The 16,058-nt window shown below is 56.8% G+C and carries 12 protein-coding genes; 11 read left to right on the forward strand and 1 reads right to left on the reverse strand.

All coding sequences use genetic code 11. The annotated features are described in order from the left end of the window. The first annotated feature begins 38 nt into the window (after nucleotides 1-38). The gene (locus HDE76_RS19215; protein WP_184510002.1) at nucleotides 39-1,058 is read left to right on the forward strand and encodes a magnesium and cobalt transport protein CorA; all 1,020 of its coding nucleotides are present in this window, start codon (nucleotides 39-41) and stop codon (nucleotides 1,056-1,058) included. 78 nt (nucleotides 1,059-1,136) lie between these two features. Here HDE76_RS19215 and HDE76_RS19220 read toward each other — a convergent pair whose 3' ends face one another. Beyond that, entirely contained in the window at nucleotides 1,137-3,278 is a 2,142-nt protein-coding gene (locus tag HDE76_RS19220) for a S9 family peptidase (protein ID WP_184509947.1), read from the reverse strand. 729 nt (nucleotides 3,279-4,007) lie between these two features. Here HDE76_RS19220 and HDE76_RS19225 point away from each other — a divergent pair. From HDE76_RS19225 to HDE76_RS19270, 10 genes are all read left to right on the forward strand, one after another. Continuing rightward, nucleotides 4,008-5,408, forward strand: a complete 1,401-nt coding sequence (locus tag HDE76_RS19225) for a glycosyltransferase family 39 protein (RefSeq protein WP_184509949.1) — start codon at nucleotides 4,008-4,010, stop codon at nucleotides 5,406-5,408. Nucleotides 5,409-5,898: 490 nt separating this feature from the next. Beyond that, the gene (locus HDE76_RS19230; RefSeq protein WP_184509951.1) at nucleotides 5,899-6,354 is read left to right on the forward strand and encodes a pilin; all 456 of its coding nucleotides are present in this window, start codon (nucleotides 5,899-5,901) and stop codon (nucleotides 6,352-6,354) included. A gap of 70 nt (nucleotides 6,355-6,424) precedes the next feature. Then, nucleotides 6,425-8,452: a tetratricopeptide repeat protein gene (locus tag HDE76_RS19235; protein WP_255481697.1), complete on the forward strand. Its 2,028-nt coding sequence runs from the start codon at nucleotides 6,425-6,427 to the stop codon at nucleotides 8,450-8,452. Next, complete coding sequence (locus HDE76_RS19240) at nucleotides 8,453-10,564, forward strand: hypothetical protein (protein WP_255481698.1); 2,112 nt, start codon at nucleotides 8,453-8,455, stop codon at nucleotides 10,562-10,564. A 97-nt stretch (nucleotides 10,565-10,661) separates the two neighbouring features. Continuing rightward, the gene (gene rfbF / locus HDE76_RS19245) at nucleotides 10,662-11,432 is read left to right on the forward strand and encodes a glucose-1-phosphate cytidylyltransferase (RefSeq protein ID WP_184509953.1); all 771 of its coding nucleotides are present in this window, start codon (nucleotides 10,662-10,664) and stop codon (nucleotides 11,430-11,432) included. Beyond that, entirely contained in the window at nucleotides 11,423-12,505 is a 1,083-nt protein-coding gene (gene rfbG / locus HDE76_RS19250) for a CDP-glucose 4,6-dehydratase (protein ID WP_343205742.1), read from the forward strand. Before rfbF ends, rfbG begins: the two co-directional genes overlap by 10 nt. Next, the gene (gene rfbC, locus HDE76_RS19255) at nucleotides 12,502-13,056 is read left to right on the forward strand and encodes a dTDP-4-dehydrorhamnose 3,5-epimerase (protein WP_184509957.1); all 555 of its coding nucleotides are present in this window, start codon (nucleotides 12,502-12,504) and stop codon (nucleotides 13,054-13,056) included. The genes rfbG and rfbC overlap by 4 nt, the downstream gene beginning before the upstream one ends. Further along, a complete protein-coding gene (locus tag HDE76_RS19260) occupies nucleotides 13,053-14,276 on the forward strand; it encodes a class I SAM-dependent methyltransferase (protein WP_184509959.1) in 1,224 nt (407 codons plus the stop codon). Before rfbC ends, HDE76_RS19260 begins: the two co-directional genes overlap by 4 nt. Beyond that, the gene (locus HDE76_RS19265; protein WP_343205740.1) at nucleotides 14,273-15,397 is read left to right on the forward strand and encodes a DegT/DnrJ/EryC1/StrS family aminotransferase; all 1,125 of its coding nucleotides are present in this window, start codon (nucleotides 14,273-14,275) and stop codon (nucleotides 15,395-15,397) included. The genes HDE76_RS19260 and HDE76_RS19265 overlap by 4 nt, the downstream gene beginning before the upstream one ends. Then, nucleotides 15,394-16,035 carry an acetyltransferase gene (locus tag HDE76_RS19270; RefSeq protein WP_184509963.1) on the forward strand — a complete coding sequence of 214 codons (642 nt, stop codon included), beginning with the start codon at nucleotides 15,394-15,396 and terminating at the stop codon, nucleotides 16,033-16,035. The genes HDE76_RS19265 and HDE76_RS19270 overlap by 4 nt, the downstream gene beginning before the upstream one ends. Nucleotides 16,036-16,058: the final 23 nt, after the last annotated feature.

Raw genomic sequence — 16,058 nt, forward strand, 5'->3', positions numbered from 1 at the left:
AATTGCCCTGACTTGATGCGCCGGGCATCATGCGCAGCATGAACCTGATGAGTCCGGTCCCACCCGCGCCGCCGTCGGCTGAAAAGCAGATGGTGGTCAACTGCATCGCCTATCGGAAAGACGGCAGCCGGATCGGCGACGTCACGCTCGATGAAATCAGCGACGTGCTGGCCAAACCCGATACCTTTGTCTGGGTCGGACTGCATGAGCCCGACGAAGAACTTCTGCTGAAACTGCAGGAGGAATTCTGCCTGCACGATCTGGCCATCGAGGACGCGCACACCGCCCATCAGCGTACCAAGATCGAAACCTACGGCGACTCGCTGTTTTTGGTGGTGCAGACCGCGCAGCAGATCGACGGCAACCTCGCGTTCGGCGAGACCCATATTTTTCTCGGGCCCCGCTATCTGGTCAGCGTGCGCCACGGCGCATCGCTTTCCTACGCGCCAGCCAGGCGCGCCTGCGAACACACGCCCGAACTGATGGCGCTCGGTCCGAGCTACGCGCTGTACAGTATTCTCGATTTCATCGTCGACAACCTGCTTCCGATCGTGCGTGCCTCGCGAGAGGAATTGCAGCAGCTCGAAAAGGACATTTTCGCTGAAGCCTTCAAACGCAGCACGGTGAGGCGGCTGTACAACATGCAGCGCGACCTGATGACGCTGCGCCTTGCCGTCGCGCCGATGCAGGACATCATCAGCCAGCTCACGCGACTGCATCCCAACCTGATTCCGAAAGAGCTGCGCGCGTATTTTCGCGACGTGTACGACCACGTCTTCCGCGTCAACGAAGCCATCAGCGCTATGCGCGAAATGCTCGCCGCCGCCATCAACGTCAACCTCTCCCTCGTCACCTTCGGCCAGAACGAAGTGATGAAAAAGCTGGCCGGCTGGGCCGCCATGCTCGCCGCTCCCACCCTCATCACCAGCTGGTACGGCATGAACTTCACGCACATGCCCGAGCTCGCTCAACCATGGGCCTATCCCGCCGTCGTTGGCGTGGTAGCAGTCGTCGTCTGCGGACTTTTCATCGGCCTGAAACGAGCGAAGTGGCTATAAGGAATTCGCAACTCGTTGCATATCCAGAATCAAAAAGGGCGACCCTCGGGCCGCCCTTTTTAGTCACCGACGCAGCATCTAATTCGACGGTGCCTTCGGCGTGTCCTTGGCTGTCCATTGCTTCAGCCACGCATTGACCGTGTCATGCCACTGCACGCTGTTGTGAGGCTTGAGCACCCAGTGATTTTCATCCGGGAAGGTCAAAAGCTCGCTGGGGATACCTTGACGCTGCAGCGCGGTGAACGCGCCCAACCCCTGCGTAATCGGAATGCGAAAATCATCGCCGCTGTGAATCACCAGCATCGGCACACGCCAGTCCTTGACGTGGTTGACCGGATTGAACTTCTCGTAGTTTTCCGGATGATCATAAGGCGTACCGCCGTTTTCCTTTTCTTCGAACCACAGCTCGTCGGTGTCGTAGTACATTGCCCGAGCGTCGAACACGCCGTCGTGGTCGACCAGGCACTTCCACGGCTGGTTCCACACGCCGGCAATCCAGTACGTCATGTAACCGCCATAGCTGGCGCCCAGCGCGCAGGCGCGGTTGCCGTCGAGAAAGCTGTATTTGCTAAGCGCCACCTTCCAGCCCAGCTTCAGATCGTCCAGCGGCTTACCGCCCCAGTCGCCTGAGATCGCGTCTGTGAAGGCCTGCCCATATCCAGTCGAACCATGAAAGTTGATCGTCACGACCGCAAAGCCCTGACCCGCATAGGTCTGGGGATTCCAGCGGTAGCTCCACTCGTTGTTCATCGCCCCCTGCGGGCCACCATGAATAATGAAAGCCACGGGATAGGTCTTGCCGGGCCGATAGTCGACCGGCTTGACCACATAGCCCTGCACCGTTTCGTTGTTCCAGCCCGGAAACTTGAAGAACTCGACATCACCGACTTTGGCATTTTTCAGATCGTCTGCATTGAAATGCGTGACCTGCTTGGGATGCGAGCCTGCCGCGGAGGCCAGGTAAAGATCGGCCGGGTGCTTCAGATCGTCTCTGGCCATCAGCAGTTTGTCGCCAGCCAACGAATACCCCTCCACCGCGCCGTCCCCTGAGAGCCGGGTCACCTCGCCATTCGCCGTGCCGATAGCGAATAGCGGATGCTGCTCCTCGTCATCCGCAGTGGCATAAAGCGTTTTGCTATCGGCGGAGATGGTCATGCTCCCCGGCGAGCGATCCCAGCGTGGATCGACCTCGCGTTTTGCACCCGTCCCCAAATCCAGCGCCATGATGGCGAAGCGGTCCGCCTCGAACCCGGGCTTTTTCATCGCCAGGTAGTAAAGCGTCTTGCCATCCGGCGACGGCACCGGATAAGCGTCCCATGCCTTGTTGTCGGCCGTGAGGTTTTTCGGAGCGGACGAAGCGTCCACCGGCACGCGATAGACGTCGAAGTTGGTCGACCACGGCTCGCTGGTCCCCGCAATGCGCACGTCGAAGTAGACACTCTGGCCATCCGGCGCGAAAGCGAATTCGCTCTCATCACCGAACGGCTTGCTGGGAACATCGCCATCGATGCCGCTGCTCAGCAAGGTCGGCTCGGCAGGGAGCTGCCCGTTACGATCGAAGCTCGCAACAAAGAGTTGATTGCGGCGGCCGTTGGCCCAGGTATCCCAGTGCCGCACGAACAGCTTGCTATAGAGCGTGCCGCTGGCCTTGTCCTTGTCGCGCGCATCCACACGACCCTTCGTGCACGCCAGGGTCGTGCAGTCGGTAAAGACCGCATACGACAACAGCACGCGCCTGCCGTCCGGAGAAAGTTTGTAGTCGTCGATATCCAGTGGCGCGTGGCTGACCTGCACGCCACTGGCATGATTGACCAGATCCAACGCGCCCTTGCCGCCCAAATCCAGTCGCCACAGCTGGGCGATGCCATCGGCCGGCGCCAGGTAATACAGACTGAGCCCATCTGCCGACCAACACGCCGAGCTGGCCTTGTCCGCTACCTTTACGGGCTTACCAGCTGCCGTCGATCGATCGGCGAGGTCCAGCACGTAGATGGCGTTGACGCCCTTGTTGGCTGCGTAGTCCGTGCTGCGCACGGAGAAAGCCGCGTAGTGGCTATCCGGGGACAGCTGCGGATCGCTTATCCTGTCCATCATCACGAGGTCGCGGATGTTGAACGCGTGCGATACTTGCCTCCCAGCAAACGCAATATTTATCCTTTTATTGGCCATTGCAGATGTTGCAATCATCGCAAGGAGCAACGCTGCAATCAAAGGTTTCATGGATGTTTTCCTTGGCTGGGCGACGTCATGAAGGCAATTCTAGCTTGATGACAATGCAAGCTTCCGTCTTATTGCGCATAGCTTATTGAGAAAGGCATGCCATTGCATTGCAAATTCTTTCAGCTAGCGTAACGACTCTGTGAGGATCTCAAGCCAAATAGCGACACCACATCCGACAACATCACACAACAAGCAGGTGATATGTTTCTGAATGCAAAATTGAACACTGTCGAGAACAAGTCATAAGCCGGTGGAAAGCAGCCGTCATACACTTGTGTTATCAGCCTCATGCTTGCTGCCAGCATCATCACAGCGACCTACTTTGTGGTTTCCGCCACCCTATTTCAGCGCCGCTGGGGCCAACAGGCTACTCATTGTGCCCATGGGTTTCGATATCGGCATAGGGCCATTACAGACTTGCATAAACCAGCCCCAGTAAACCGAAAAAGCTTTTGTGATTGGATCTATACGTCGGCTAAAGGCTCAACAGTCAGATCTCGGAGCGATGGCGGCGCCACCATTGCAGCGTGGTGATAGCAACTACACAGGGATCATGTCCTCGAAGAGGAAGCGTCCGATTGCCATAATGGTCATTAACCCTTGGTGATCCGGCAGCTATCGTGTAGGAGTTATGTAGTTGGCCATTCTCTCTTGAATGTCATCCATCAAACTAACCCCACCTCTCGAACCCATTCCGCGCTAAATGTTTTTAACACTCACGAGTTTCCGATGAATACCCTCGCAGATAAACATCGCAGAAGCTGGCGATGGCTGGCGGCACTCACTATTATAACCTTGTTAGCTTTGGCAATGCGTTGGTATTACGCAGTCGCAACAATGGTTTCGCATCCTGTCATTCGAGGCGACGCAGCTCAATATTTTTCATACGCGTGGAACTTGGTACATCACAGTATATTTTCCAATGCAGAGCCATCCTCTGCTTCGGTGGTGCCAAACAACTACAGGGACCCAGGCTATCCCTTTTTTCTCGCTATATTGCTGAATTGGCTTGGGCCAAGTGAAAAATGGTACGAGTCTGTCTTGTTTTGCCAAGCGCTAATGGGAGCCTTGACAGTAGGCATGGCAACGCAGTTGGGCCGCTATTGGCTCTCCCCTAACGCGGCTATATGTGCAGGTCTGTTGATGGCGCTATGGCCACACAGCATCACGACAAACGGTGTTCTTTTAAGCGAGACGTTATTCGGCTTTCTGTGCACTCTTTCACTTCTGCTTTGCGCGCAAGCCTGCCGACAATCAAGTATGGCAGCCGCCGCTCTTACCGGTTTTATTTTAGGTGCTGCAGCTCTTACCAATGCCATACTTCTACCCTTCGGCGTTCTTTTAGGCGCTGTTTTTGCTTGGCGCAAGCTCGCGCCTTGGTCCATCTGTATCGCACTGATGCTTGGGGCTGCAATACTTCCTGGTGTGTGGGCAATACGAAATGCGCAAATACCTGCACCTACCGCAGGCTCGTCGTCGATGGATCGAGCCTTAGAAAATTTTGTCATCGGCTCGGCGCCTAGCTATCAGCCTTTGTGGCGACAGCAGCAGTTTGCCTCGACTACTACCGAAAGCGCCGCTGCACATGCGTCACTAAGCGTTTTCAACAGCGAATACGAAGTGCTAAGTGCCAACCATGTGCAAGGCGCCCGCATCATCGCTGCCCGTTTCAGCGAACAACCCCTGCGTTATGTCGCCTGGTATTTTTTTCAAAAACCCTGTTTACTTTGGGGCTGGGACATCCTGATCGGTGAGGGCGATATCTACGTCTACCGATCAGATAATTCGCCATTTAAAAGTCAGCGTAGCTGGATCGCATTAGAAGCTATTTGTCACGCGCTCAACCCATTATTAATGCTTCTGGCCTTTGGTAGCTTACCCTTAGCTTTATCGAAGAAACTTTGGATCACGACATTTCGCAACATGGAGGGCCGCTGCGCGAACATCGTGGTGGCCAGCATGGCATGCTTCGTCACGTTTATTTACTGTACGCTGCAAGCTGAGCCACGTTATTCCATTCCGTTTAGGCCGCTAGAGGTGTTGCTTGCCGTTACTACAGTGACCGGGCTTGTTGCGCACTGGCAGGAATATCGCCGATGCCTTCCGCATCCCGTTGCAGGCATCAGATAAGTCCCTGCCTGCCCTCCATCCATGCCCATACCTAGCGAAGAACACGCTCTGTGGCTGCTACCGTGCAAAGCTTCACCTACTGCCTAGGCCTAGAGCGTTTCCGCGCAGTCGGCCAGCTATTTGGCCATCAATAACGCATACGCAGGCTACGTTTTATCGATGCTGCAAGTGGACGCTGCAAACATAAAACTGACCACTAGCGTCACTATTTGCCCGACTAAGGCAAATGCCTTAGTCGATACCAATGCCATTCTTTTAGATTGCAAGCCACTCCAATCGTGACGTTTCGTGAACTGATAGACAATCCACAGCATGATGGTCAATCATCAAAGGCGTTCGATGCCTTGGCATATAACCTGCTTTGCTCCGCTTGACCGTCCCGGTTGTTACAAGCCAAGAATTCAGGGAGCCCGAACTCACCCGGGGAGCGGACGGGGCTCGGGGCAAATATTTTTCGCAAATTAATCAACGCTTAACAGAGGGATTCACCATGAAAAGCACGCAAAAGGGCTTTACCCTGATCGAACTTATGATCGTGGTCGCGATCATCGCTATTCTGGCAGCCATCGCGATTCCGGCTTACCAGAATTACCTAGTCCGTACTCAGGTCTCTGAGGGTTCATCGCTCGCTGATGCAGCCAAGACTGGTGTAGCCGAGTATTTCAGCAATATTGGCGTATTGCCGCCCAGCAATGCATCTGCTGGGGTTGCACAACCTGCTTCCATAAGCGGCAGCTATGTTAACGTAGTGGACGTTGGCACGACGGCGGGCGCTCGCGGCAAGATTCGCGCAACCTTCTCTGGGGCGAAAGCCAGTACGAAGATCGCAGGCCTCTTCCTGGTTTTTTCTCCGGCTACACATGCAGGCAGCATTTCGTGGACCTGTGGGAGCACGGCAGGAACCACAGTTCCTGCCCAGTATCTACCGGCTTCTTGCCGTAATTGATGCAATCAGTTTTTGATGTGACTAGAGGGGCCGCCCAGGGCGGCCCTTTTTTCTTTGGGACGGCGGCAGGATGATGAAGCAGTCCGATTGGTTCCAGCCGGGCCCTCTGATACGTTCCGCGGTATTGATCGGTACGCTGCTGCTCACTTGGCTAGCCTATGTCCCCGGTCTTCATGGAGGCTTTCTTTTTGACGACTTCGCCAACCTGCCCGCGCTCGGCAGCTATGGTTCGATACGAACCTGGACGGTTTTCTGGCGTTATATCACCTCGGGCATCGCCGATCCCACGGGCCGCCCGCTGACGCTGCTAAGCTTTCTACTGGACGCGCGCGACTGGCCGGCCGACCCCTTTCCGTTCAAACGCACCAACCTGATCCTGCACCTTTTCAACGGCGTGCTGCTCTATTTGTTGCTCATCCGTTTAGGTAGGCTGATTACCAGCGACACAACTCGCTGTCATATCGGCGCAACTTTCGGCGCCGCGATCTGGCTGCTACACCCGCTTCTGGTATCCACGACGCTGTATATTGTGCAGCGCGAAGCCATGCTACCGGCGACGTGCGTGTTAATTGGGCTGCTGCTATGGCTACGTGGCCGCGAGGGGCTGATCTGCGGCCGACTTAAAAGCGGTAGCCTCTGGGTTGTACTCGGCCTCGGCGGATTTACCCTTCTCGGTACGCTGGCCAAGGCCAATGGAGTGTTGCTTCCGCTGTATGCACTGCTGATCGAGATCATCGTCCTGGCCCCACGACAGCCGCTCGGTCGTGGCTCGCGGCGGAGCATCTACCGCACTTTGCTAGTTTTACTGGGTTGGATACCAACGGCCACTGTTGTCGGCTATCTGCTTTGGGTGGGGCTCCACGGCATCGCCGCCGGCGCACCAATGTCGCGTCCCTGGACATACGGTGAGCGAATGCTGACCGAGCCGCGTGTGCTGATGGACTATCTGCGCCTGCTGTGGCTACCGCATCCATTTTCCAGCGGCGTGTTCAATGATCAGTACAGTGCATCGACCTCGCTGCTGCATCCAATCACCACATTGTTTTCGCTGCTTGCAATCGCGGCACTGATAGTTGCCGCCTGGCGCTGGCGTCGTCGTTATCCCGCGCTGAGTCTGGGTGTGCTTTTCTACTTTGGTGGCCAGCTGCTGGAATCCACATCTATTGCGCTGGAGCTTTACTTTGAGCACCGCAACTATGTGCCGGCATTGCTGATGTTCTGGCCGCTGGGACTGTGGCTAGGAGACATGCGCACACTGAAAGCGCCCAAGCGATTTTTGCTCATTGCGCTGCCACTCAGCCTCGCGCTGATGACCTACCTTCGAGCTGAAGTATGGGGTGATGTACAGACGCAGGCGCTCGTCTGGGCGCGTATGAACCCGGACTCCGCACGCGCACAAGCCAACGCGGCGCAAATCGAGATGGCGCAAGGTCGCCCGCAAGAAGCCATCGAACGGCTGCTCAAAAGCATGGTCAGCCAACCAGAACAGTCACAGCTGGTATTCAACCTGATCGGCGCGCGTTGCATGACGGGTGGCATTGATGGCGCAGATCTTGCCGCCGCCCGTGCAGTGATGGCTAGCACTGCCAACCCCGGAGGGCTGTTCGTGAACTGGTTCGGCCGCATGCTGCCGGTAGTTGTAGAAGGAGGTTGTCCTGGCCTGACTGCGGCACACCTGAGCGGCCTGATCGACGCTGGCCTCGCCAACCCCGGGCTATCTCAGTCCGGGCCGCGCCAAGACCTTGTTTATCTGCGGGGTCGCATCGCCCTGGCACAACATCAGCCGAATACCGCGTTGGCGGACTTTGAACGGGCTCTGGACCTGCAGGTGCGCCCCGGTTTGGCGCTGGAAGCCGCAGCAACGCTCGGTGCGGCAGGTTACCCAGGCCAAGGCCTACAGATGTTAGACCACTACAAAACAGTTCAAAACCGCGCCGAGTCACCCGGTCCGGGCATGCCGATGGTGCACGAGTGGGTGCTGTCACGACAACACTATTGGCAGGACGAACTGGCGCGGCTGCGACACCAGCTCTTTATCGATGCCAACGCCGACAGCGCCAATACTGTCGGATACTCAACCGTCCAAGGCACTCGTTAGATGAGCCTCACATATAGGCATCTGTCCCTGCACCGATGGCTGCTGCTTGCCGCGTTCGCCCTCACTGCGGCCGTTTACTGGCCCGGCCTTCATGGCGGATTCCTGTTTGACGACTACCCCAACATCGTCGACAACCAAGGCGTTCAGCCAAAGCACACGGATGTAGCAACATTAGTAAATGCGGCGCTTTCGTCACCATCCAGCGAATTCAAGCGGCCGCTGGCGTCGCTGAGTTTTGCTCTCAACTACCTTGCTTCGGGGCTTGATCCGTACGGGATGAAGCTGACTAATCTTTTGATTCATTTGCTGAACGGGCTCTTGGTGTTTCTGCTAGCGAGAGCGCTACTGCGATGCGCCACAGAATATCCGTCTATTGGAATGCGTTCGCAATCAGCATCCAAGCAGGGCTTCGCACACGAGCATGGCCTTCCAGAAGAAGTGCTAACAGGCATTGAATATCGTATCGGAATCGTGGCCATCCTCATCACTTCGGGCTGGCTGTTGCTACCGATCAATCTGACGGGAGTGCTTTACGTGGTGCAGCGCATGGAGAGCATGGCCAATCTGTTCGTACTGCTGGGCCTGCTTGGCTATGTGGCTGGCAGGCGGCGAATGCTTTTCGCTCTTTCTGCCGCTGGAGCTACAAGCCGCCGCATCGGACAGGAAGGAAAGTCGGGTTTCAGCCTATGCGTAGTGAGCCTGATTTTTGCCACCGCCCTTGGGTTATTGGCCAAGGAAACGGCGGTGCTGCTACCGCTGTATGCGTTGCTCATCGAGTGGCTTCTGTTCCGTTTCAGCCAACGCATAAGCTTTACTGCGAATCTACCCAATACTTCGCATCGAATCATTGGCCTATTCGTGTCGCTGTTGATCCTCCCGATGTTGCTGGGGCTCGTATGGCTGCTGCCTGACCTACTCAAACCGTCCACATGGGCCAGTCGGAATTTCAACCTCGGCACCAGACTGTTGAGCGAGGCGCGTATCGTCAGCGACTACGTTTTGTGGACTTTAGTGCCTACACCCGGTTCGCTATCTTTCTATCACGATAACTTCGCGGTTTCGACTGGCCTGCTGGCCCCATGGACCACCTTTGTGGGCATCATTTTTCTTGCCTGCATTGCGTTGCTGGCCTGGTGGCTGCGTCAGCGCCAGCCCCTCACTGCATTGGGCATTGGGTTTTTCATGAGCTGCCACCTGCTCACAGGCACAATCCTGCCGCTGGAATTGATTTACGAGCACCGCAACTATTTCGCAAGCTTCGGCCTGTTGCTGGCCGTGATACCGCTGCTAGCCGCCCCATGTATATCGGCTAGAAAGGACGCCTCTGGCGCAGTGGGAACCCGCTCCAACGTACTCCTTGATGGTTTGCGAATGCCGTTGGCTCGCTACGTGTTGCTGGCTGGACTGATGGTCTGCTGGATTGTGCTGACAGCGCTGACGGCCTATGCCTGGGGTAACCCATTACGTTTGGCGGAAGACCTGGCCTCACGCGCACCCGATTCTCCCCGCGCACAGTACGAGCTCGGCCGCACCTACATCATCTATTCGCACTACGATCCTACATCACCATTTACTCGACTGGCATACGCACCACTTGAGCGATCCGCCGCGCTTCCCGATTCATCGATCCTGCCCGAGCAGGCACTGATCTTCATGAATTCTCGCATGGGCTTGTCGTTGAGGGATGCTTGGTGGGACAGCATGATCGAGAAATTGCAGCGGCATAAGCCCGGCGTGCAGGATGAGAGCTCGCTGTCGGCGCTGACCGACTGTATGCATCGCGACGAATGCCATCTACCTCAAGATCGAATGACCTCAGCCTACCTCGCCGCACTCTCCCATCCCCAACCCAGTGCCCGAATAATGGCTCTATATGGCGACTTTGCATGGAACATTTTGGGCGACCGCGATCTGGGCCAACGCATGTTGCAAGAGGCCGTAGCTGCGAATAAGACGGAACCCGCTTACCGAATTACCTTGATTCGTATGCTATCGGCAGACGGCCGCAATAACGATGCGCAGAAGGCACTGCGAGACCTGGAAGCTTTGAACATCGGCGGGAGACTCAACGCGGAGCTAGCTACCTTGCGCACACTGCCGGGCCTGCATTGAGTCGACTGCTGTACCTGTCAGAGGCGTAAGTACTTTACCGCGCCAACCCATTATCCTTATCTATCGGCCATCCGGCCCCCGACTAAGCCAAGTTTCCATGAAAGCAGTCATTCTCGCAGGCGGCATGGGCACACGTATCAGCGAAGAGACAACCTTGCGTCCCAAGCCGATGATCGACATCGGGGGCAAGCCAGTGCTCTGGCATATCCTGAAAATCTACGCGCAGCACGGCATAAACGACTTCATCATTTGCCTTGGATACAAGGGCTATATGGTGAAAGAATATTTCGCCAACTACTTCCTGCACACCTCAGACGTTACCTTCGACCTAGCCCACAATCGCATGGAGGTACACCATCAGCATGCCGAGCCTTGGCGGGTCACACTAGTGGACACGGGCGATCAGACGCAGACCGGTGGCCGGCTGAAGCGGGTTGAAAATTATCTGGATGACGAAACGTTCTGTTTCACCTATGGAGACGGTCTCGCGGACATCGACATCACTGCTCAGCTGGCCTTTCACAAGGCGCGGGCCGGGCTCGCCACGATGTGCGCCGTGCAGCCGCCGGGTCGCTTCGGCGCCATCGATATTCAGGACAACCGGATAACCCGCTTCGAAGAAAAGCCTTCCGGGGATGGCTCTTGGATTAACGGGGGCTTTTTCATCCTGGAGCACGAAGTACTCGACTACATCAAGGACGACGCCACTATTTGGGAACGCGATCCATTGGAAGCGCTGGCCCGTGATGGCCAGATTTCCGCTTATACACATGCCGGGTTCTGGCAGCCGATGGACACGCTGCGAGACAAGATAAAGCTCGAGGAGCTGTGGCAAAGCGGGCGCGCACCGTGGAAGGTGTGGCCTTGAACCAGCTGTTTGCAGGTGCCTATACGGGTCGTCGCGTACTGGTGACTGGGCACACCGGCTTCAAAGGCTCGTGGCTCTGCCTGTGGTTGACCGCAATGGGCGCCCATGTCACCGGGCTAGCGCTGGCGCCCGATACCGAACCGGCGCACTGGCAGCTGCTTTCATTGAATGATGTGCACGACCTGCGCGTAGATCTTCGCGATCCGGAAGCCGTGCTACAGACACTGCGGACGGTAGCCCCGGAAATAATCTTTCATTTGGCGGCTCAGCCGCTGGTTCGGCGAAGCTATACCGAGCCTGTCGCTACCTTCAACACCAATGTTCTGGGCCTTGTCCACTTGCTGGAGGCGGTGCGCGTCACGCCCTCCGTGCGCGCAGTCGTCAACGCCACCACCGACAAGGTCTATTTGGAACAGACCACGGTCGCCGGCTATCGCGAAGATCACCCACTGGGCGGGCACGATCCCTACAGCACCTCCAAGGCCTGTGCGGAATTGGTAACGGAGTGCTATCGAAAGAGTTTTTTCGGCGAAGGCGGACCGCTCGTGGCAACCGCACGCGCAGGCAATGTCATCGGCGGCGGTGATTGGGCGCAAGACCGACTCGTACCCGATCTGGTGCGCGCCGCGTCAAGCGGTTCCACCTTGCGGGTCCGCCATCCCGAAGCCGTCCGTCCATGGCAGCACGTGCTGGAACCGCTAGCGGGCTATCTGCAGTTGGGGAAACGGTTGCTCGCCGGCGACGCGGTCGAGGGGCCGTGGAACTTTGGTCCAGCAGCCGATGCGACCCTGCCGGTACATGCGCTTGTTTTACTGATGCGAGCGCACTGGCCGCAACTGTGCAGCGAACAGGAGCCGGGACCGCAACCGCATGAAGCGGCAACCCTTCGACTGGATGCCTCCAGAGCGGCGCAATATCTCGGCTGGGCCCCAGTGTGGGATGCGCAGACGACCCTACAGTCGACCATTCAGTGGTATCGCGATTACTACGAACGTGGTGAGTTGCGGAGCAGCGCCGATTTGCAGGCCTACGTCGATGCCGCACACCGAGCCGGACTGGAGTGGGCGATATGAATTTTCACGCCACGCCATTGGCCGATCTCATGGTAATCGAGACCAAGCCAGTCTCCGACGAACGCGGCCAGTTCTCACGCGTGTTCTGCGCCGCTGAATACGCAGCGTTGAGACCTGCTCTGCACTGGATGCAGATCAACGTGTCGCAGACCTATAAAAAAGGCACTGTGCGCGGCATGCACTTCCAATACCCACCGGCGGCCGAAGTCAAACTGATTCGCTGTCTGCGCGGTCGCGTGTTCGATGTGGCGGTCGACCTGCGCGCGGATTCACCCACCTTCCTGCGCTGGCATGGCGTCGAACTGGATGAGAATGAGGCGACTGAATTCTTGATACCCGAAGGTTTCGCTCATGGCTTCCAGACACTCACCGACGACGCGCAGTTGCTGTACCTACACACCGCAGAATGGAATCGGGAAATGGAAGGTGGACTTCGGCACGACGATCCCACCCTTGGCATTCACTGGCCGCTGCCCGTGACACGAATGTCGGACAAAGACCAGAATTTTGCGCTGGTGCAGCAAACCGGGTTTGCGGGGCTCAAAGTATGAAATGTCGCCATTGCGCCACGGCGCTGCACGATGTCTTCCTGGACCTAGGCAGTGCGCCACCTTCCAATGCATTCCTAACGGCAGACGCGCTTAATGCACCAGAAACTTGGTTTCCTCTGAAATTATTTACCTGCAGAAACTGCTTGCTGGTCCAGGTAGACGAAGTACAGGCACACGCCGAGCTGTTTACACCGGATTATGTTTATTACTCCTCGTTCTCGCGCTCCTGGCTCGTGCACGCCGAGCGTTACGTCGAGCAGGCAGTGACGCGGCTGAAATTGAATCAAAATAGCCTTGTGATGGAGATCGCATCCAACGACGGCTATCTGCTGCAATACGTTTCATCGCGCGGTATTCCCTGTGTTGGCATTGAGCCAACGAACGGTACCGCCGTAGCGGCGCGCAAGAAAGGCATCGAGACACTGGAACGCTTCTTCGGCCGCGACTTTGCCGTCGAATTCGTACTTGAGCATCGTTCGGCCGAGCTGATCGTGGCCAACAATGTCCTGGCCCACGTGCCGGACATCAACGACTTTGTCGCGGGCCTAGCCGCGGCATTGGCTTCCGAGGGCACCATCACCGTCGAGTTTCCACACTTAATGGAACTGGTTGCGAAGCGACAGTTCGATACCGTCTATCACGAACACTTCTCCTATTTCTCTCTGCACACCGTGCGCCGAATCTTCGCCGCATACGGCCTGAAGGTCTGGGACGTCGAACAGCTTCCAACTCATGGTGGCTCTTTGCGCTTGTGGGCTGCGCATGCACACAGCGCGCGTGCCGAAACGCCCGCCGTGTCCGCGTTGCTCGACGCAGAAATAGCAGCGGGCATGCTGGACATCGCTTACTATCAGGGCTTCCAGGCGCAGGCCGATGCGGTCAAGAACGACTGTGTGGCTTTCCTGCTGGAACAGCGCCGCACCGGACGTAACATCGCTGGGTATGGCGCTGCCGCAAAGGGCAATACCCTTTTGAACTACGCCGGTGTAAGGCCAGATCTGCTGCCTTATGTAATCGATGCTTCACCACACAAACAGGGGCACTGGCTACCGGGATCTCGCATTCCCGTCCTCGCCGAGTCTCGCCTGCGCGAAGATCGTCCCGATTTCGTACTGATCTTGCCATGGAACCTGCGCGAGGAAATCGTGACTCAGCTCGATTACATTCGCGATTGGGGCGGACAATTTGTCGTCGCCGTTCCGCGACTGGAAATCCTGTGAACAGCCTCACTAAATCGCGCATTCACTACACCAAACCATCGATCACCGCACTCGAGATCGGTTACGCCACTGACGCCGCAGCAAACGGCTGGGGCGAGCGCTGCTACGATTATATTTATCGCTTCGAAGCTCTGTTTCGTGAACATCTGGGCGTGAAGCATGCGATCGCAACCTCAAGCGCCACTGGCGCGCTGCATATCGGCATGGCCGCAATGGGTATCGGTGCTGGCGACGAGGTAGTGCTCGGCGACATCAATTGGATAGCCTCGGCCGCACCTATCATCCATCTGGGAGCGACACCGATCCTGGTCGATGTACTCGCCGATAGCTGGTGTCTGGATCCGGCGGCAGTGGAGGCTGCGATCACCCCGAAAACTCGAGCGATTCTTGCCGTTCACCTGTACGGCAACCTGTGCGACATGAATGCTCTTCGTGAGATAGGCAAGCGTCACGGCATCCCTGTAATAGAAGATGCTGCCGAGGCGATCGGCTCGGCCTGGTATGGACATCGTGCAGGCTCAATGGGCATCTTTGGCGCGTTTTCTTTCCATGGCACCAAGACCATGACGACCGGCGAAGGCGGCATATTCGTCACCAACGACGACGACCTCTACGAAAAGGCGCTCACCTTGTCCAATCACGGGCGCGCTAGGGGAGAGGCCAGGCAATTCTGGCCCGAGACGATCGGCTTCAAATACAAGATGTCGAACCTGCAGGCAGCAATCGGCTGCGGCCAAATAGAACGTATAGAGGAGCTAATAGCGGGCAAACGGAGGGTGTTCGAATACTACCGCAACGCTATGCGCGCCCTGCCACTCCGCATGAATCCCGAACGTGGCGAAGTCATAAACGGCTACTGGATGCCAACTATCGTGATCGACGAACATGTACCGTTCGAACGCTCCGCGCTATTACATTCCTTTGAGGCCAACAACATTGATGCGAGAGTTTTTTTCTGGCCGCTCTCGTCGTTACCTTCTTTCACGCCACATCCGGCAAATATTGTGAGCTATTCGCTATCGAGCAGAGCCGTCAATCTGCCGAGTTATCACGATATGAAAGACGAGGAGCTGGATCGGGTCATTGCATGTGTGAGCAAGCTTTTGGCAGCCCAGTCATGAGGGAAGTTATCCTCTGGGGAGGGACAGGTCAGGCAAGGGTTCTGCTTGAGGCACTCTCATACGATGATTTCCGAGTGGTGGCTATTTTCGACAACCAGCCTATTCCCTCACCTTTTCCCGATATTCCGATTCACTATGGTCAAGAAGGATTCCACGCATGGCTGGCAAGCCGGACAGGAGCCACTTCGCTTTATGCCTGCGTGGCCATTGGTGGCAGCAAGGGAAGTGATCGCCTTTCTCTATTGCAATGGCTAAAGCAGGAGGGGACACAGCCGCTCACTGTGATACACCCGCGCGCATTTGTCGCTGCGGATGCACAAATCGGCGAGGGCTCTCAAATCTTGGCGATGTCAGCAATTTGCTCCAACGTGAAACTCGGCAGCGCCGTCATCGTCAACACGAACGCATCAATTGATCATGACTGCGTGATCGGCGATGGCGTGCATATTGGCCCTGGCGCAACTCTAGCAGGAGAAGTTTGCGTTGAAGAATATGGTTTTGTTGGTGCCGGCGCGGTGCTGCTGCCCCGACTCAAAATAGGACGTTCAGCCATCATAGGCGCTGGTGCCGTGGTGACTCGTGACGTGGCAGCTAACGAAATCGTTGCAGGAAATCCCGCGTCCGCGATCATGCGCTGACGCGCATCGTGCAGCTACACTGA

This window comes from Rhodanobacter sp. ANJX3 (assembly GCF_014200755.1).
Lineage (GTDB): Bacteria > Pseudomonadota > Gammaproteobacteria > Xanthomonadales > Rhodanobacteraceae > Rhodanobacter.